We start from the raw sequence: 17039 nt of genomic DNA, 5'->3' as shown, positions 1-17039 counted from the left end.
CCTTACTGCGCCCAAGCAGGCTTGCCCGGCACGGACGGACGCTGTGTCTGTGACGCAGCCGTCGGCGTTGCAGCCGGGGATGCCACCGGCGCCACTGGCGTGTATGCGACCTGCGCCGGGTGCGAGGCCGTGCCGGTCGCGCGGGCGTAGTCCGGGTGATCCGGCTCAACAGGGTTTTTCACGACATTGCGCAAGTCGCCCCGACCATCCTTCTCGACATCGATGCGGGCTACGAACTCCAGCCCATCCAGCTCATGAAAACCGGAAATGCGCCGGGCTGCTGCGGCCTGGGGAGAGTTGTCCTGCGGACGGATGTTGCGGGCGCTGTTGAGAGCAGCACGCACAAAGGTGCGCCCCATGTTTCCCCAGGCAGGACCTTTCGCACTGTGCAAGCCAACGTTGCTCCACATCTTGCGGCGAGCGAACTCCCCCTCCAGGACGACGAACTCGCAGGACAGGTAAATCGAGCCTGTCTCGAAGCTCTGGGTCGCGTAGCCACCGGTCCAGCCCTGATTGGGGTCGTCGTAACCACCGGGCTTGATGGTCATGCGTACCTTGGCCACCGTCCCCTTGGGGATCAGATCGAAGGTCTGTTGCTGTTCGGCATCGTTGAAATCATTCCAGGCGGACATGGGTTACTCCTTGCTGTTTTTGGGTTGGGTGGCGGCGGCGCATTTCTCGATGAGTGCGCGCAGATCGGGTGGCTCCAGCAAGTCGAGCTGGCCGGAGCGGTCCTTGGCCGGGTAGCCATAGGGATTCATGGTTTGCGTGACGAAGGCGCGGTACGACGAGCCGTCCTCGGCCTTCATCTCGGCCAACGTCACAACCTCGTCGACGATGCCGGGCAGTTCGGCTGAGGTCTTGGCACCTTCGATCTGCGGGACGAACACCTTGCGGTTGAAGTCGTCCATGCGCTCGTCGAGGATCGAGACAAACACGACGTGCTTGCCGCGTGCGTGCTGAAGGTGCATGAGCGAGCCGAGCATCTCGGTGCCGAGCAGCCCGTAGGCGCCGCGCGTGTCGGGCTTGCCCGTCCGCTCGGACAGGGCCTGCGGCTGCGTCTTGGCCCAGATCAGCGCCAGCCTGGCCAGCACCGTGATGCTGTCGACAAAGTAGGTGTCGTACTTGGCCAGCTGCGCCGGATCGCCGTAGCGCTCGCACACATGCTGGTAGTGCGCTTCGGAGAACGGCGCTTCCGGCGGCAGTGCCGGATTCGGACCGGCCAGGAAGACCACCAGGTCGCGGAACTCCGGCCAGGTGGTCGGCCGCACACAGTCGCCACGCCATTCCTTGACCGCGAGATCGCCGGCTTCGAGATCGACGAACAAGGTCGAGGCTTCGGGCAGCGTCTTGAGCTGGGTGGTCTTGCCGATGCCGCTCTTTCCGAGCAGCACCAGCTTCACGCCCTTCTTCTCGCGCAAGCGCTGGTCAGCAGTAATGATCGGAAGTGCCATCACGCAACCTCCTTAAGCTGATTAACAACAGCCGGGTTCCAGAGGATCTGGTAGCCGCTGTGTCCGTTGCGCGAGAACGGCATGGCCTCGGCCCATGCCTTGCCAGCGTCGGTGAGTTCCCACTCGTCGCGTTCGTTGCGGAACTGGAAGCCCAGTAGCGCCAGTCGCTGGTTGGCGGCCTTGGCCGACGACCCGGCCAACTTGCCCAGTTGCGTCGCGTTGTGCGAGCAAGTCGGCTCGTTGGCTGCCGGTAGCGCGCGGCGCAGCGTTTCGATCACCAGTCCAGTGTTCTCCTGGATGCATGTGAGGGTGGCTGCCATGGCGATACCAGCCTTCACACCGGGAACCTTCGCCACAGCGTCGCCGATCAGCAGCAGCGAGGAAACGCGGTCCTGCGTCGGCGCCGGCAAAGCAGCCACGGCAGGCGTCGCATAGGCACCGGTCTTGCGGATCGACGGCAGTACCTCACTGGTGACCCAGCGCTTGAACCGCTTTGCGGCATCCTTGGTGCTGCCGAGAATCAGCGCGTACAGGCCCGACTCGTTAACGTGGTTGGCTCGCTGGGTCCGGCCGAGACTGTCGATGGTGTCCAATTTCTGGACGTCATCGGCATCGACGTGGGACTCAAGTGCCTGACGGGCATTGCCAAGCTGTAGCGCCTCGCACACGTCGTTGGCGTTGAACCACGGCTGGCTGGCGTCATCGACCTGCACGCGCAGAGCGTGCGTCTCGAATTGGAAGGGAATGATCGTGCTCATGGTTACTCCTTCCAGCCGATGTCGGAGATGCGGTCGGCGCCGATGGCACCGGACTTGCGGGCATTGAGGTAGAGCTCGTCGAGCGCGGCGCGGCGACGGCTAGCGAGGGACTGCTCCTCGGATGCCATCTGGATGGCGAACGCCAGTTCATCGAGCGTGGCCGTGTGCGTCGGGATGACCACCTCGCGCCCAGCGCGGTCGCGGTAGCGAATCTGCTCGGGCAGGTGGTCGCCGTAAAACGGCGTGATGTGCTTGCGCAATGTGGAGAGGTTGTTGGTGTTCATGGATCAGTCCTCGGAATCGATGGCCAGGTCGTAGGACGACTTGCCGGGTTTGACGGTGCGGGCGGGCTCGAACTGCTCACGCAGCGCAGCCGGCCAGTTGTTGAAGCGGGACTCGGGAACGCTGAACTCGATGTCCACGTACTCCTGGACCCGTTCGCCGGAAGCGGCGATCCGCTCGGCAATCGCGGCGAGCTGCTTCTGGTCCCAGCTGACGCGTTTCGGTGTGTCGACGGTGATGCGAACCAGTCCGTCGTTGAAGCGAACGGTGCCGAAGTCCTTACCGGCTTCGGCACGAACTGCGCGCTCCTGCTCGGCGTACCGGCGCTGCATGGCAGCGTGGACCTTGGCTTGCGCCTTCTTGACCCAGTCGACCAGTTGCGCAAGGTTGTGATGGACCTCGCAGAGTTGGGCCGGCGGCAGGGATGCCAACTGGGCGTCCGACATCGCGGACAATTGCTCGGGGAAGATGGTGATTTCGTTCATCGCCTTCTCCGATCAGCGAACCGAGCGTTCGGATGTCGAGTCGTGCAGCGCGTTGGCCTCGAACTCGATGACGGTCTCCAGCGGGTAGCTGACCCGCTTGGACAATTTCAAGTACTTCGGGCCACGACCTTCACTGCGCCAGCGCTGCAAAGTTTTGGGGCTGATGCCCCAACGCTGGGCCAGTTCGTTCTCGTTGAGCACCCGACGATCGCCGGGTGACATGCTGTTGATCGCCTCGCGGGGCGACGGGGGATTTGGGGTTGCCGGTGTCGGCATGGAAGACTCCTTTGACGTTGTTGAGGAACAGGTGTCATTGGAGAATTCGGGTGGCGAACATAGGAGGGACGCATTGGCGAACCACGCGGAAACTCCTGGTTCGCCAATGGCCCCCTCAACGCAAGAACGGCGAGCACATGGCTCGCCGTCCTGGTGGTGCCGATCCGGTCAGCAGGTCAGATCGTGAACCCGAGCGCCTGGCGCTGCTCCTGCCAATCCCGAGGCATCTGGTCATGCCGACCACGCAGCGTCTGTAAATTGAGATGGCGGGGTTGCTGACCGTCGAGGATCGCTTCAATGATGTCCGGCGCCAGCGTGGTCATCCGCAGCACTTCGGCAACCCAGCCCTGTTCCAGCTTCATCGACAAAGCCAGATCCCGGATGGTGGCGTACTTACCCTGATCAAGTAGCTTCTGCCAGTAGAAGGCCTTGCCCAGCGTCCGGATCATGGGGATATCTTCGCCGCCCGCACCGAGCACAGACCGCTCCCCGGGTGGCGGGGTCATGACTTTGCGGTTCTGCTTGCGCCGAATGGTCAGGGGCACCATCGTCACGCGCTGCTGGCCGGTGACGTAGCTTCGTGCCTCCTCACCAATCTCGATGCGGACGTTGCGCTGTTTGGGGTTGTCCGGATACATCCCTGGAGTGGTGTTCGATTTCACGCATGGACCTCCGCTTCGGCGCCCCTGGTTTCTTCAACGAGCGGGTGGCTTGCGATGTCTTCACCCAGCCCCAACCATCCGTCTTCGCGCCAGAGGATGTCCAGACCGCGCTCGTGGAGCTGGACCCGTTCGATCATCAGCTGTGTGATCCGCTGCTGCTCTTTGGGGAACAACTGATCCCACACCGCACCGATGCGCTGCATGGCCACAACCACCTGCGCTTCCTCAAGTTGGGCGCCCCTGGGGTGCCTCTGGCACGAACGCCAAGTCGCCAGCATCAACTCCGGCGCACGCAACGCCTGGTGGATTTGTTCCAGGACTGCCGTTTCGATCTCGGCAGCGGGCAGAGGACCGATGTCAGTGGCCCCGGGTGCAAGCGTCGCCCCCGCATTACGTCGCTTGTGCAGGTATGGAACGTAGTAGCGATAGAGCCGACCGTTTTTCTTGCGCGTGTAGGTGTGGATCATCAGTTGACCATCAGGCGCGTGGAGCAATCCAGCGAGCAGCGCCGGATGCTGCGTGACGCCTTCGCGCGGACCTTGCTTGCGGCGTTCGACAAAGGCATGGGCGAGATTCCAGAGATCCTGGTCGATGATGGCTTCGTGCTGGCCAGGAAAACTGGTGCCCTTGTGCTGGATCTCGCCGAGGTAGATCCGGTTGCGCAGCATTTTGAAAAGGTACTGCTGGTCGATCGGCCTGCCCTCGCGGAACTGCCCACCCTGCGTCTGCCAGGCCTTGGTAGTCCGTCCCTCGATCGCCAACTCGCGCACAATCTCGGCCGCCGACCCATGCTCGGCATAGCGCCGGAAGATGTAACGCACCAGGTCTGCCTCCGGCTCGTTGATCACCAACTTGCGCTCGACGACGTCGTACCCGAGAGGTGGTGTGCCGCCCATCCACATCCCCTTGGCTTTGCTGGCCGCGATCTTGTCGCGGATGCGCTCGCCCGTGACCTCGCGCTCGAACTGTGCGAAGGACAGCAGGATGTTGAGCGTCAGCCGACCCATCGAGGTCGTCGTGTTGAATTGCTGCGTGACAGAAACAAAACTGACCCCGTTACGGTCGAACACCTCCACTAGCTTGGCGAAGTCCGGAAGGCTGCGCGTCAGGCGGTCGATCTTGTAAACGACCACGATGTCGATGCGACCGTCCTCGATGTCCGCCATCAAGCGCTTGAGCGCAGGACGATCCAGATTGCCGCCGGAGTAGCCGCCGTCGTCATAGCCGTCCTGCACTGCAGTCCATCCCTCACTTCGTTGACTCAACACGAAGGCGAGTCCAGCATCCCGCTGAGCCTCGAGGCTGTTGTACTCCTGGTCCAGCCCCTCGTCAGTTGATTTTCGGGTGTAGATGGCGCAGCGCTTGCGGGATGCGAGCACCGGTGCCGCCGGCATGTTGCGATGAGACTTCATGCTGCCTCCTTCTTCTTGGTCTTGAGGCCGAAGAACAGAGGGCCCGACCACGGACAGCCTGTGATCACCTTGGCCACCGCCGTGAGGCTCGTGAACCGCTGCCCGCGATACTCGAAGTCGCGCATGCCGCGCACCAACACCTGATGCTCGACATCGTCATAGACGCGCGTGAGGATCGTGCCCGGCAGCAGGCGATCTGCTTCGCGGCGCAACCGGGGCGGCAGGATGCCCGTCTCACCGATCTCCTCCAGCTTGCGGCGCACGGATCCCTTGAGGCCGCCAAAGGCACGCTCCTGGATCTTGTAAGCCAGTCGGGTTTCAAGCCAGGTGCGGTGATGGTGATTCGGGCGCTCATCGAAATGCTCGTCCCAAAGCGCCCACAGGCTGTCCATGGGGAGGTGGGGAAGTTGGGCGACCCGTGCCGCCACGCTGGCGGTATCGACTTGTGGTGCGTGTGTTTTCATGTGCGAACTCCTTGTTGCTGATCAGGGTTCGTATTCACGCGCTGGTGGGCAGTAAAGCCAAGGCCAACCTCGTCTTTTGTGACTGAGCCGGTCGAATGATTGAACGCTGAATCCTTGTCGCGCAGGCGCAAGAGCGCCACAGCGAGCAGGTCAGCGATTTCTTGATGGGGGTGGCGCGGCCGATCGGCGTTCGCGCAGAAGATTGGTTCGTCGTTGTGCATGGCAGGCGTTTAAGTGGAAAACGCTGCTCATGCTAAAAACCAAGGGCACTTCGCGTAACGTGTTTTAGAGGAAGTGCGCGGTTTTGGCGCTATGTCTTTCTGGCCCGGTACCAGGCCGCGCGCTGGCCATTGGTTTCACGGTACCGAAGCTCGAAAAGGCGGGATTCGTGTACGACCTGCCGCCAGCTACTGCACCCATACTTGGCCGGTAGTTGGTCTGGATGCCTATCTGCAATCCATCGTCCAGCGGTGGCCACGGGCGTCCATCCCTCGACTGCCAATTCGCCAGCCGCCTCGCGTAGTGCGCTGACAATTCCGGCGGCAGGCCAATCCACCGAGCCATCCGGCGCTATGCCGTTGACCACCAGATCGTGGAAGGCATCGGACTGGGCAAACTCCGCAGCCAGGCGACGGGCCTGATCCATGTGCTCCGCCCAGCCTCGCAGTTGCTCAAAATGTTGATCGATGCGACTGTAGGCCGCCACCAAGGACTCTTGCGCACCACGGCATCCGTCCAGATTCCAAAGGTCATGCTGGTCGATGAAGTGGTGCACGAGGTTGTTCCGCAGCAGTACCAACTCCTTCAGATCGTTCTGCGTCCTGTCGTAATCGTCGGCCGACATACGCAAGCTCATCTTCATCTTGAACGAAATGATGTTGTCTGGCGCATCTGTTTCGGTGACCTCTTCTTGTTCGCCACTGGTGACATAAGTTCCGAGTAGCGTGCCAACCAATGTGCCCAGGGTCTTGCTCGCGGCAACCGCAATGCGCTCCGCCTGGTTCGACTCGAAGGGTGATCCTGACGCGGAGATTTCGTGGTGTGCCACGATGGCCTTCATCAATTGCTCATACTGCTGCAGACGCAAGAGACAACGGCCCAGCATCCGCTGCACCTCGCGTTGCAACGTCTGCAGTTCTTCATCTATGGGCTGGATCGGCAAGCCTGTCATGACGCGCCAATCACCGTATTGGCAACTGACCGTTCGAAACGAACTGGTCAAAGCTGTCGGTGGTTTCTTCGTCGTGCCACGAACGATCCCATGTTCGTGGCTCTGCGCCTTCAAGCAGGAGTAGCGTCAGGACACGGTCACGCGCCCCATAGCTGTGCTTGAACTCGCGCAGTTTCATATGTGGCGCTTCCTCCGCACACCAGATCGCCGCGGACATCTCTTCACCATCCCACTCCTGCTCAACGTCAGGATCAGCAGCAAGGGTGCCGGGCGGCGGCTCCGCAGGATCACCGTTGCGACGTATGCGCGCCCGCGTTCTGACGGCACTGCTGCTGCGCCACTCGTACTTTACGAAGCCGTTGTCCCAATAAACCAGGATGGCTCGCAGCGGCGTGAACTTGATGAAACGAATGCACAGTGCCTCAAACGACACCTCGAAGCGCTGAGCGATGGCACTGATTACATGGAGGTCGATCCGCTGACTGGAGATCCAGTCGCGCAGCAGATCGCCCGGCATCAGCAGGTTGCTCGCGAAGTCATCCGCCTCCCGCTCAATCGCTCGCATGTTGTCGGCGCCGGAGTACACGCTTTCCTTGTCACAGCTGAAGCTCGGTCGCTGGTTGCGGTGCAGGATGAAGTGACCAAGTTCATGAGCGATGGTGAAGCGCTGGCGTTCGTAGCTGGCCTTGCCGTTGAAAAAGATCCCCCACTCGGTGGCGTCCTTGGGGTTGCACACCAGCATGCCTTCGCAGCTGTCGATGCCAAGCGCCATCGGAGTCTTGATCTCACGCACACCAGCGCCGTAGGGCGTATCGGGCAACATTTGACGGACGATTTCCAGGTCGATGGCATCAGGCATGTCCCCCTGATGCCATGCCCGCAACCACTTCTGGACTGTGTTGGCTGCGATCGATCCGGTAAGAGCTTGCGCCGCGTTCAAAGCTCAGTCTCCGCTCTTGCCCTTGTCGGGGAACATGATCTGCAGAGCTTGACGGTAGCGGTCTTTTTCTTCGTCCGTCATGCCTGCGTACTCTCGGAAGAAAGCGACATCCTCTGGACTGGCCTGCGGAACATCCGTGAGAGGCTCTCCCATGATGTCCTCCATCGTTACACCCAGCACCTTAGCCAAGGCACGCACCCGCTCTGCCGAAGGGCGCTGGCCCTCCTTCATCTCCAATTCCCAGACGTAGGCCTTGGTGCAGCCGACCGCATCGGCGACTTGCTGCAGAGTCAGATTCTTCGCCTCACGGAAGCGCCGCAGGCGTGCTCCGAATACCGAAGCCATGGCGATGCTCCTATCTCGTTGTCAGTAAATGAATGCAGCCTGCGAGTATAGCAGCGAGATACCAAATAGCACCAGGTGTGGCATGCGGATTGACAAGAGGAAATCCGGGAGACACAATCACGCTGTATCTCGCCACTTTACTCTGACGGGATCATTGTTTAGTAACCACCGTCGCCGGCCAGCGCACCCAGACCATCGGTCCGCAGACCTCCGACGCTTCCTCGGAAAGGACCGCGAACGTGAAAAAGACCTGGATTGATCTGCTGCATGAGCTGCCGGTGGACGCCACCCTGCGTGAATTCTTGACTGGCCACGGGCTGGCCATGCCAGATGATTTCGCATGGACTGATAAGCCGGACACCACAAAGACCCTGATCGAGGCCTTGCTCACCTGGCCAGATGTCGCCGTGCGCGATGCGGTGGCAGCCAAGTTGCGCGCCAGCGTCGCACTCGGGGACACCGCCGGAACGCAGGCGATGTTCCAGGTGGCCACCGGTAATGGTGCCGCTCTGACGGGGCTGGCCACCTGCAAGAGCGACAACCATCGCTCGTTCTGGCTCTACGTGAAGCACCCAGAGCTGTTCGATCGGGCCGGTGACCTTGACCACTTCGAGCGCCAAGTCGCCCAGGCCCAGCAGCATGACCTTGGCGTGAAAAAGACCCCGGACACATCGGATGCCGCGCTGGCGGCAATGCGCGCCGACGTCTCGGCCTTCTATCAGCGCGAGCTGCAATGCGGAGACCGCAGCAAGGCGTACGTGGTCGAGCGCAGCCCGGGCGTTTACCTGCTGAGCGTCCACGTCAAGGACTTGTCCATGGTCCAACTGGAGTTTCAGGGTGATGACTTGAAGCGCCGCGTCGGCAACCCGAACATCCACTCGGTGCTGGAATATTCCTCCGCCACGGGTGTCACCCGCTCTCTGGTCAAAGGCGGGGCCAAGTACCACCAGATGCTGCTGAAGGCTTTCGCCGAGCACCTGCTGCACGTGAAGCTCGACGCCCACCGCCTGATGCCGCCAACGCTGGATCTGTCCGTGCTGCGGCTGGGTTTCGATGTGCCGCAGGCGGAAGTCGATGGGTTCAACGTGCTGCAGGTGAAGTCGATCAGCCTGCTCAGCCCAGACACGCAACTGAAGATCGATTGCACGGCAATGTCGTCGAGTGAACACCGCTGCGTCACTGACCTGCTGGCGGAAAAGCTGCCCGGCCCACTGGCTGAGAACTGGCTCGTCACAGCCGCACACATCAACCTGTACTACCCTCCCGAGCCGGGCAAGGCCAGGGCAAAGGTTGTCACGATCGAGGTCACACGGAAGGGGCGGCTGAACCTGCACAAGTTCGACGCTGCCCTGCAGGCACAGCTGGAGGGTTATCTTGTCGAACTGGGCATCCTCCAGAAAGGGCAGACGCTCAACGCGCAGGAGACACCACCCAGCGCCGACGCAACGGAACAGCAACCGGCCTTCGAGTACTGACCGATGTCGACTCACGAAGCGTGGTCGTTGGTCTGCCGCCTGTTCGCGGGCGGCACGCCGGTGTTTCGGGGCGCCCTGTCCCCGGCCGAGATTGTGGCTTGCGCCACCCTGGGGCCGGCGATCAAACCGACTGTCATCAACCGCACGTTCACGCTGTGCCCATACTGCCAGTTGCACAGCGGACAGATTTTTGGCGATGGTCAGGGTGGGCAGATCTGCCAGTGTCCTGACTGCGGCCCCATTCCGCTCGCAGCTGACGATCGGGCTGCAGTGAGGCTGGACGAAACCTGGTTGAAGTTGAAGATGCGTATAGCGCTGGAGATCGAGAGCCGGGATGGTGTCACCGATCTCGGTGACGGCGTCTGGAGACTCGGTGAGGCACGGCGTGAGCCTGTCTTGCTGAGTAGGTGTCTGTCCCGTTTATGGGCTGACCCGTCCCTCTTCGATCGGGTCCGTGTGGCCGGCGCTGGTATCCGAGTTATCGCACCCAGGGCCGCCCAGATGCGCGGTGCTCCGTTTGCCTCTGGAGTCGAGTGGCTACCTCTGGAGGAGCGCTTCACGTTTTACGGCGGTGGCATCGCCTATATCCCGTCGGGCGTGAGTCCGGAAGCAGTCGCTGCAGACGACCCCAGGACACCGGTCTACGGGCCGTTCTCGGCGGACTTCAGGTGGGTAACGCTGTCCGATCGCCCAGAACCTATCCATTGTTCAGAAGGCCAGGCGGCGGTCTTCGGTGCGCTCTGGGGCTTCAAGGGGCAACAGGTTAAGGCTGAAGCGATCATGAGCCGAGCCGGCCTGAGCAGCGACAAGCCGAGCGACCTTTTCAAGGTGAGGCCCCGCGACAAAGGGAAGCCGCAATACGAGGCCCAGCACCATGCCTACGAAGTGCTCGTGGAGTGCCATAAACGCGAGGGTTTGTACTGGATGCCGTGCGCGTCCCCGAACTTGGCGTCTGCCTGATGGTTTGCTTATCCAAGCAGGTTGTCGAACTCGAAAAATCGACACACGCGCAACTCGTTGTCGCGCAAGGCGATGTGCGTGTGCTACGGCGAAAAAGTTGGCAGAGATTCCGAGAGAACAGAGGGCAGAAAAGGGTCGAACTGGCCGCCATAGGCACTGTGTCTGACCACCCCCTGGCACACGCAGAATGTGCGGGAACCCCGCGTGTCATGCGGGAAACACAAATGAAAACGCCCAACTGAGAACAGTTGGGCGCTGAATTTTGGTGGAGACAGGCGGGATCGAACCGCCGACCTTCTGATTGCGAACCAGACGCTCTCCCAGCTGAGCTATGCCCCCGAAACCGCACGGATTCTACGTGGAGCGACTTGGCGCGTCAATCCTGCGAGCAGAGGGCTGCGGGGTCGGTCACGCTGCCGCGCCGAGTTCATCCTATTTCTTGGCCTTGGCGCCAGCCGGGACGACCGAGACCGCAACCGCCTGGGCATACATCCCTTCGACCTGGTCCCCCTTGCTGATCAGCTTGAGCTGCTCGGGATCCTTGATCTTAAGTTTGACGGTCCTCTCAGCGCCGCGCAGGGTAATTGTCTGTTTCTTGCGGTCGACCGCCGTCACGTCGGCGATGAAGGCAACCTCGTTCACCACGTAGGCACCTGGCTTGTCTCCCGGCTTGGCCGAGCCAGCCGAACTGCTTTCAACTCGTTCGCGCAGCGCGCCGCCACCCTTCTTTAGGGTCATCTCCAGCCCTTGGGTGTAGCTGGCAACGACCTTGTCGCCGACCTTGATCTGGTCGAAATTCTTGACCGCGTCGCTGGCGATGATGGCCATTTTTTCACCATTGGCGTCCTTGAGGACGATGCCGCGCGACGCCGGGTCGATGGCCTCGACGACCAGCGACACCTGCGACTCGACTACTCCGACAAACTTGCCCGGTCCGACCGCAGTCAGCGCTTCGGTGGCGGGCGTCTGTTGTGCGGAGACGGCAAACGGGAAAAGTGCAACCAGTGCGGCGGTGGCGATGGCGGTACGGATACGCATGGACTTGACTCCGGTGGGTTGAGGTGTCAAAAGAGCAGGACAGTTATTCGAGAAGGGCGTGTGTGAGTCGGCCAGGTTCTTGCCGCGCTGGCGAGCAGCTCACTCTTTGCCAGAGACTCGCGCCTTGAACGTTGCGCCGGCAGCGAATTTCGGAACGACGGTCTCCGGGATCTGAATCTTGTCGCCAGTTTTCGGGTTTTTTCCTTCGCGCGCGGCACGCGAACTGGCCTTGAAGGAGCCGAAACCAACCAGTGTCACCGATTCTCCCTTGGCAACCGTTTCGACGATCGTTTCGATGATGGCGTCCAGTGCCTTCGCGGAGCCTGCTTTTGAGAGTTCGGAGCGCTCGGCGATGGCGTCGATCATTTCAGACTTGTTCATATTATCTCCTTTGGTGGTTAAGAACCTTCGTTGATGCGAAGTGCTGTAATAGTTGCGGCGCGCTTGGGTACGGGCCTCAAAGGCTGCAATTCTGGCATGGTTTCGACTCGTCCCAAACAAGTTTTTGGCGGCCTTGACCAGCGAATGGCTGGCCGCGCGGGCGTCCGGACGCCGCCAGCGGCGCAGCGCCGCCGGTCATCCGCCGCCTTGCACGCTGCCAGCGAAAGCCGTCGTGGCAGCGCTCTGACCCGGGCGCGCCAGGAGCGCACGCAGAAAGCGGCCGCTGTGGCTATCCTCGACCAGCGCGATCTGTTCGGGGGTGCCGGCGGCGAGAATCCGGCCGCCGCCAGCGCCGCCCTCCGGGCCAAGGTCCAGCAGCCAGTCAGCAGTCTTGATGACGTCGAGATTGTGCTCGATGACCACCACGGTATTGCCGTGCTCGACCAGGCGGTGCAGCACCGCAAGCAGCATTTCGATATCCTGGAAATGCAGCCCGGTGGTCGGCTCGTCAAGGATGTAGAGAGTTCTGCCGGTGTCGCGCTTCGACAGTTCGAGCGCCAGCTTGACGCGCTGCGCTTCGCCACCGGAGAGCGTCGTTGCCGACTGGCCAAGCGTGATGTAGCTCAGGCCGACATCGACCAGCGTCTGCAGCTTGCGGGCGATCACCGGTACGGCGTCGAAGAAGGCACATGCCACCTCGACGGTCATCTGCAGGATCTGGTGAATGTTGCTGCCCTTGTACAGGATTTCGAGCGTCTCGCGGTTGTAGCGCTTGCCGTGGCAAACGTCGCAGGCGACGTAGATGTCGGGCAGGAAGTGCATTTCGACCTTGATCACGCCGTCGCCCTGGCAGGCCTCGCAGCGGCCGCCCTTGACGTTGAACGAGAAACGGCCGGGGCCGTAGCCGCGCGCGCGCGCTTCCGGGATTCCCGAAAACAGCTCGCGGATCGGCGTCAGCAAGCCGGTGTAGGTGGCTGGATTGGAGCGCGGCGTGCGGCCGATCGGGCTCTGGTCGACGTTGATCACCTTGTCGAAGTGATCGAAGCCGACGATGCGATCGTGCGCGGCAGGTTCGGCGCTGGACCCGTACAGGTGCCGGGCCGCCGCCGCATACAGGGTGTCGTTGATCAGCGTCGACTTGCCCGACCCGGAAACGCCGGTGACGCAGGTGAACAGGCCAACCGGAATGGCTGCCGTGACGTTCCGCAGGTTATTGCCGCGCGCGCCGACGATCTCCAGCAGCCGGCCGGGATCGGCCCGGCGTCGTCGGCCCTGCAGGCCGATCCGCTTGCGGCCGGCGAGGTAGTCGCCGGTCAGCGACGCCGGGTTGTCGATAATCGCATCGGGGGTACCCTCGGCAACGATGAACCCCCCATGGACACCGGCGCCAGGGCCGATGTCGACCACGTAGTCGGCGCTGCGGATCGCCTCCTCGTCGTGTTCGACGACGATCACCGTATTGCCGATGTCGCGCAACTGCTTCAGCGTCTTCAGCAGGCGTTCGTTGTCGCGCTGATGCAGGCCGATCGACGGTTCATCGAGGACGTACATCACGCCGGTCAGCCCCGAGCCGATCTGCGACGCCAGGCGGATACGCTGCGCTTCGCCACCGGACAGCGTTTCGGCCGAACGGTCCAGCGACAGGTAGTCGAGGCCGACGTTGATCAGGAACTGCAGGCGGCTGACGATCTCCTTGAGCACCTTTTCGGCGACCTGCGCCTTGTTGCCGGGCAGTTTCAGCGCGACGAAATAGTCGCGCGCGTCAGCCAGCGGCAGGCGGCTGAGTTCGTGCAGGGTGCGCGCGCCGGCGCGCGTGCCGACGCGTACGTTGCGGGCCTCTTCGCGCAGGCGGCTGCCGTGGCACGACGGACAGGTCTGGTTGCTGATCAGCCGCGCCAGTTCCTCGCGAACAGCCTGCGAGTCGGTTTCCTTGTAGCGGCGTTCGAGATTGACGACGATGCCCTCGAAAGCGTGCTGCCGGACGGTGTGCCGGCCACGCTCGTTGAGATAGTCGAACGGCAACTGCTCGTGACCGGAACCGTAGAGGACGATTTGCCGGATGTTCTCGGGCAGTTCGCAGAACGGCGTTTCGACGTCGAAGCCGTAGTGTGCGGCCAGCGAGCTGAGCATCTGGAAATAGAAGGGGTTGCGCCGGTCCCAGGCGCGGATCGCGCCGGCTGCCAGCGACAGCTCGGGGTGGCCGACGATCCGCTTCGGATCGAAGAACTGGATGACGCCGAGTCCGTCGCACTTCTGGCAGGCGCCGAGCGGACTGTTGAACGAAAAAATCCGCGGTTCGAGTTCGGGCAGCGAGTACGAGCACACCGGGCAGGCAAACCTGGCCGAGAAGAAATGCTCGCGTTCGCTATCCATTTCGTAGGCGATGGCTCGGCCGTCGGCGTGGCGAAGCGCCGTCTCGAATGATTCGGCGAGCCGCTGGCGGATGTCGGGGCGTACCTTCAAGCGGTCGATGACGACGTCGACGGTGTGCTTGCGTGTCTTGGCGAGCTTCGGCAGGGCGTCGATCTCGTGGATCTGTCCGTCCACCCGCAGGCGGGCGAAACCCTGTGCGCGCAACTCGGCAAAGAGCTCGAGCTGTTCGCCCTTGCGGTTGGCGACCACCGGTGCCAGGATCATCAGCCGGCTGTCCTGGCCCAGGGCCAGGACGTGATCGACCATTTGCGAGACGGTCTGCGATTCGAGCGCCTGCTGGTGCTCGACGCAGTACGGCGTGCCGACGCGGGCGAACAGCAGGCGCAGGTAGTCATGGATTTCGGTGACCGTGCCGACCGTCGACCGCGGGTTGTGGCTGGTCGCTTTCTGCTCGATCGAAATCGCCGGCGACAGCCCCTCGATCGAGTCGACGTCGGGCTTCTCGATGCGCTGCAGGAACTGCCGGGCGTAGGCCGACAAGGACTCGACGTAACGGCGCTGTCCCTCGGCGTACAGCGTATCGAAAGCCAGCGAGGACTTGCCGGAACCCGAAAGCCCGGTAATCACGATCAGCCGATTGCGCGGCAAGTCGAGATTGACGTTCTTCAGGTTGTGCGTACGCGCACCGCGGATCCGTATTTCTCTGATCTCGTCCATGGGTTGCCAGCCTGAGGGCTTGAGCAAACCTGCTAATATACGCAATTACGCAGTCCGGCACCAAGCTCCCCGATTCGATAATCCCATGTCCGCTCCAACCCTCGACCGAATGAACAGCCAGGAGAAGCGCGCCGCGATCAGCCTGGCGGCGGTGTTCGGCCTGCGCATGCTGGGCCTGTTCCTGATCCTGCCGGTTTTCGCGATCTACGCGCAGGATCTGCCGTCGGGGCACGACGTCGCGCTGGTCGGCATCGCGCTCGGCGCTTACGGCCTGACGCAGTCCTTCCTGCAGATTGCCTACGGCGCTGCGTCGGATCGTTTCGGACGCAAGCCGGTGATCGTCTTCGGGCTGGTTCTGTTCGCGGTCGGCAGTTTCGTTGCCGCTTCGGCGAGCGATATCTACATGGTCATCGTCGGGCGGGTGCTGCAGGGTGCCGGTGCCATTTCGGCGGCCGTCACGGCACTTGCCGCCGATCTCACCCGCGAGCAGCACCTGACCAAGGTGATGGCGATGATCGGCTCATCGATCGGCATGGTTTTTGCGGTGTCGATGGTCGCCGCGCCGCTGCTCTTCGTGCATATCGGCATGCCCGGGATCTTCGCGCTGACCGGCGGACTGGCCTTGCTGGCGATCTTCGTCGTCCTCAGGGTGGTTCCGGCGGCGCCGGCGGTGCCGCGTCAGCCGACCTGGCCGAGCTTTGTCGAAGTGCTTGCCAATCGTCAACTGCTGCGCCTGAACTTCGGCGTCTTCGCGCTGCACCTGATGCTCACCGCGATGTGGGTACTGTTGCCATCAAAGCTGATCACCACCGGCGGCCTGCCGGTCGCCGAACACTGGAAAGTCTACCTGCCGGCGCTGCTGGTGTCGTTCGTGATCATGGTTCCGGCGATCGTCGCCGCCGAGCGCTTCGGCCGGATGAAGCTGATCTTCAATGCCGCGGTCGCGCTGCTGCTGGTCGTGCAGGTCGGTTTTGGCCTGTTCTCGACCGGGATTGTCGGACTGGCCTTCTGGTTGACGCTGTTCTTCGTCGCCTTCAACATTCTCGAAGCGACGCAGCCCTCGCTGATTTCGCGAATCGCGCCCCCACACGCCAAAGGTGCCGCGCTCGGGGTGTACAACACCACCCAGGCGCTGGGGCTGTTCGTCGGCGGCGTGCTCGGTGGCGCGCTGGCCAAGCACCTCGGCCCGGGCGCCGTCTGGGGTTGCGGAGCATTACTGACGGTGATCTGGCTGTCGCTGTCGACGACCATGTCGATGCCGGCGCTGCGCCGGCGGCAGGTACCCGCCCAAGCTCTATAATCGCGCCTTACTCGTCTCGTCCACCACCTCCAGGGAGGCAACATGGCTTCGGTCAACAAAGTGATTCTCGTCGGCAATCTTGGCGCCGATCCGGAAACGCGCTATCTGCCGAACGGCGACGCCGTCTGCAACATCCGGGTCGCCACCACCGAATCGTGGAAGGACAAGCAGACCGGCGACAAGAAGGAAGCGACCGAGTGGCACCGCATTGTGTTCTTCCGGCGCCTCGCCGAGATCGCCGGCCAGTACCTGAAGAAGGGCTCGTCGGTCTACGTTGAGGGCAGCCTCAAGACGCGCAAGTGGCAAGACAAGGATGGTAACGAGCGTTACACCACCGAAATCGTCGGCAACGAGATGAAAATGCTCGGCAGCCGCGAAGGCATGGGGTCGCCGCCTTCCAGCGAAGAAAGCGATTACGGCGGCAGCATGCCATCGGCCGCTGGCCCCAGCGCCGGCACCGCGCGTTCGGCGCCCGCCAAGAAGCCGAGTTTCGACGACATGGACGACGACATCCCGTTCTAGCAGCACTTCGGCAAACCGGGCGGC

At 62.4% G+C, this 17039-nt stretch carries 20 protein-coding genes and 1 tRNA gene; 4 read left to right on the top strand and 17 right to left on the bottom strand.

The window, feature by feature from the left end:
• Positions 1–2 precede the first annotated feature (2 nt).
• The 13 genes from Q1L50_RS18230 to Q1L50_RS18170 all read right to left on the bottom strand — a co-directional run bounded on the left by Q1L50_RS18230 (position 3) and on the right by Q1L50_RS18170 (position 8249).
• Positions 3–632 carry a hypothetical protein gene (locus tag Q1L50_RS18230; RefSeq protein WP_300341532.1) on the bottom strand — a complete coding sequence of 210 codons (630 nt, stop codon included), beginning with the start codon at positions 630–632 and terminating at the stop codon, positions 3–5.
• A gap of 3 nt (positions 633–635) precedes the next feature.
• Positions 636–1454 carry an ATP-binding protein gene (locus Q1L50_RS18225; RefSeq protein WP_300341531.1) on the bottom strand — a complete coding sequence of 273 codons (819 nt, stop codon included), beginning with the start codon at positions 1452–1454 and terminating at the stop codon, positions 636–638.
• Complete coding sequence (locus Q1L50_RS18220; RefSeq protein WP_300341530.1) at positions 1454–2212, bottom strand: Bro-N domain-containing protein; 759 nt, start codon at positions 2210–2212, stop codon at positions 1454–1456. Before Q1L50_RS18220 ends, Q1L50_RS18225 begins: the two co-directional genes overlap by 1 nt.
• 2 nt (positions 2213–2214) lie before the next feature.
• Positions 2215–2496 (bottom strand): hypothetical protein, encoded by a 282-nt coding sequence (locus Q1L50_RS18215; RefSeq protein WP_300341528.1) that lies wholly within the window; start codon positions 2494–2496, stop codon positions 2215–2217.
• Between the two features lie 3 nt (positions 2497–2499).
• Entirely contained in the window at positions 2500–2979 is a 480-nt protein-coding gene (locus Q1L50_RS18210) for a hypothetical protein (RefSeq protein ID WP_300341526.1), read from the bottom strand.
• A gap of 12 nt (positions 2980–2991) precedes the next feature.
• Complete coding sequence (locus Q1L50_RS18205; protein WP_300341524.1) at positions 2992–3255, bottom strand: helix-turn-helix domain-containing protein; 264 nt, start codon at positions 3253–3255, stop codon at positions 2992–2994.
• A 176-nt stretch (positions 3256–3431) separates the two neighbouring features.
• On the bottom strand, positions 3432–3917 hold the full coding sequence (locus Q1L50_RS18200; RefSeq protein WP_324577396.1) for a hypothetical protein: 486 nt from the start codon (positions 3915–3917) through the stop codon (positions 3432–3434).
• Positions 3914–5329 (bottom strand): recombinase family protein, encoded by a 1416-nt coding sequence (locus tag Q1L50_RS18195; protein ID WP_300341522.1) that lies wholly within the window; start codon positions 5327–5329, stop codon positions 3914–3916. The genes Q1L50_RS18200 and Q1L50_RS18195 overlap by 4 nt, the downstream gene beginning before the upstream one ends.
• Positions 5326–5793: a DUF2924 domain-containing protein gene (locus Q1L50_RS18190; RefSeq protein WP_300341520.1), complete on the bottom strand. Its 468-nt coding sequence runs from the start codon at positions 5791–5793 to the stop codon at positions 5326–5328. The genes Q1L50_RS18195 and Q1L50_RS18190 overlap by 4 nt, the downstream gene beginning before the upstream one ends.
• Complete coding sequence (locus Q1L50_RS18185) at positions 5790–6014, bottom strand: hypothetical protein (protein WP_300341518.1); 225 nt, start codon at positions 6012–6014, stop codon at positions 5790–5792. The genes Q1L50_RS18190 and Q1L50_RS18185 overlap by 4 nt, the downstream gene beginning before the upstream one ends.
• Positions 6015–6103: 89 nt before the next feature.
• Positions 6104–6853: an OST-HTH/LOTUS domain-containing protein gene (locus tag Q1L50_RS18180; RefSeq protein ID WP_300341643.1), complete on the bottom strand. Its 750-nt coding sequence runs from the start codon at positions 6851–6853 to the stop codon at positions 6104–6106.
• 121 nt (positions 6854–6974) lie between these two features.
• A complete protein-coding gene (locus tag Q1L50_RS18175; RefSeq protein WP_300341516.1) occupies positions 6975–7904 on the bottom strand; it encodes an ImmA/IrrE family metallo-endopeptidase in 930 nt (309 codons plus the stop codon).
• A 3-nt stretch (positions 7905–7907) separates the two neighbouring features.
• A complete protein-coding gene (locus Q1L50_RS18170) occupies positions 7908–8249 on the bottom strand; it encodes a helix-turn-helix transcriptional regulator (RefSeq protein WP_053842333.1) in 342 nt (113 codons plus the stop codon).
• Positions 8250–8488: 239 nt separating this feature from the next.
• Here Q1L50_RS18170 and Q1L50_RS18165 point away from each other — a divergent pair, with 239 nt between their 5' ends.
• Positions 8489–9724, top strand: coding sequence for a hypothetical protein (locus Q1L50_RS18165; protein ID WP_300341514.1), 1236 nt, complete (start codon positions 8489–8491; stop codon positions 9722–9724).
• Positions 9725–9727: 3 nt separating this feature from the next.
• Positions 9728–10684 (top strand): hypothetical protein, encoded by a 957-nt coding sequence (locus tag Q1L50_RS18160; protein WP_300341512.1) that lies wholly within the window; start codon positions 9728–9730, stop codon positions 10682–10684.
• A 263-nt stretch (positions 10685–10947) separates the two neighbouring features.
• On the opposite strand, the gene Q1L50_RS18155 is transcribed toward Q1L50_RS18160, so the two are convergent.
• The 4 genes from Q1L50_RS18155 to uvrA all read right to left on the bottom strand — a co-directional run bounded on the left by Q1L50_RS18155 (position 10948) and on the right by uvrA (position 15184).
• Positions 10948–11023, bottom strand: a tRNA-Ala gene (locus Q1L50_RS18155).
• A gap of 93 nt (positions 11024–11116) precedes the next feature.
• Entirely contained in the window at positions 11117–11722 is a 606-nt protein-coding gene (locus Q1L50_RS18150) for a hypothetical protein (protein ID WP_300341511.1), read from the bottom strand.
• Between the two features lie 99 nt (positions 11723–11821).
• Positions 11822–12103 carry an HU family DNA-binding protein gene (locus Q1L50_RS18145; protein WP_300341641.1) on the bottom strand — a complete coding sequence of 94 codons (282 nt, stop codon included), beginning with the start codon at positions 12101–12103 and terminating at the stop codon, positions 11822–11824.
• Positions 12104–12298: 195 nt separating this feature from the next.
• Entirely contained in the window at positions 12299–15184 is a 2886-nt protein-coding gene (gene uvrA / locus Q1L50_RS18140) for an excinuclease ABC subunit UvrA (protein WP_300341639.1), read from the bottom strand.
• Between the two features lie 94 nt (positions 15185–15278).
• Here uvrA and Q1L50_RS18135 point away from each other — a divergent pair, with 94 nt between their 5' ends.
• Both Q1L50_RS18135 and ssb read left to right on the top strand, forming a co-directional pair.
• Positions 15279–16493: an MFS transporter gene (locus Q1L50_RS18135; protein ID WP_300341509.1), complete on the top strand. Its 1215-nt coding sequence runs from the start codon at positions 15279–15281 to the stop codon at positions 16491–16493.
• A gap of 42 nt (positions 16494–16535) precedes the next feature.
• On the top strand, positions 16536–17015 hold the full coding sequence (ssb, locus tag Q1L50_RS18130; RefSeq protein ID WP_300341507.1) for a single-stranded DNA-binding protein: 480 nt from the start codon (positions 16536–16538) through the stop codon (positions 17013–17015).
• Positions 17016–17039: the final 24 nt, after the last annotated feature.

This window comes from Accumulibacter sp. (assembly GCF_029255145.1).
Classification (GTDB): Bacteria; Pseudomonadota; Gammaproteobacteria; order Burkholderiales; family Rhodocyclaceae; genus Accumulibacter.
This window is presented reverse-complemented; position numbering and strand designations above follow the sequence as displayed.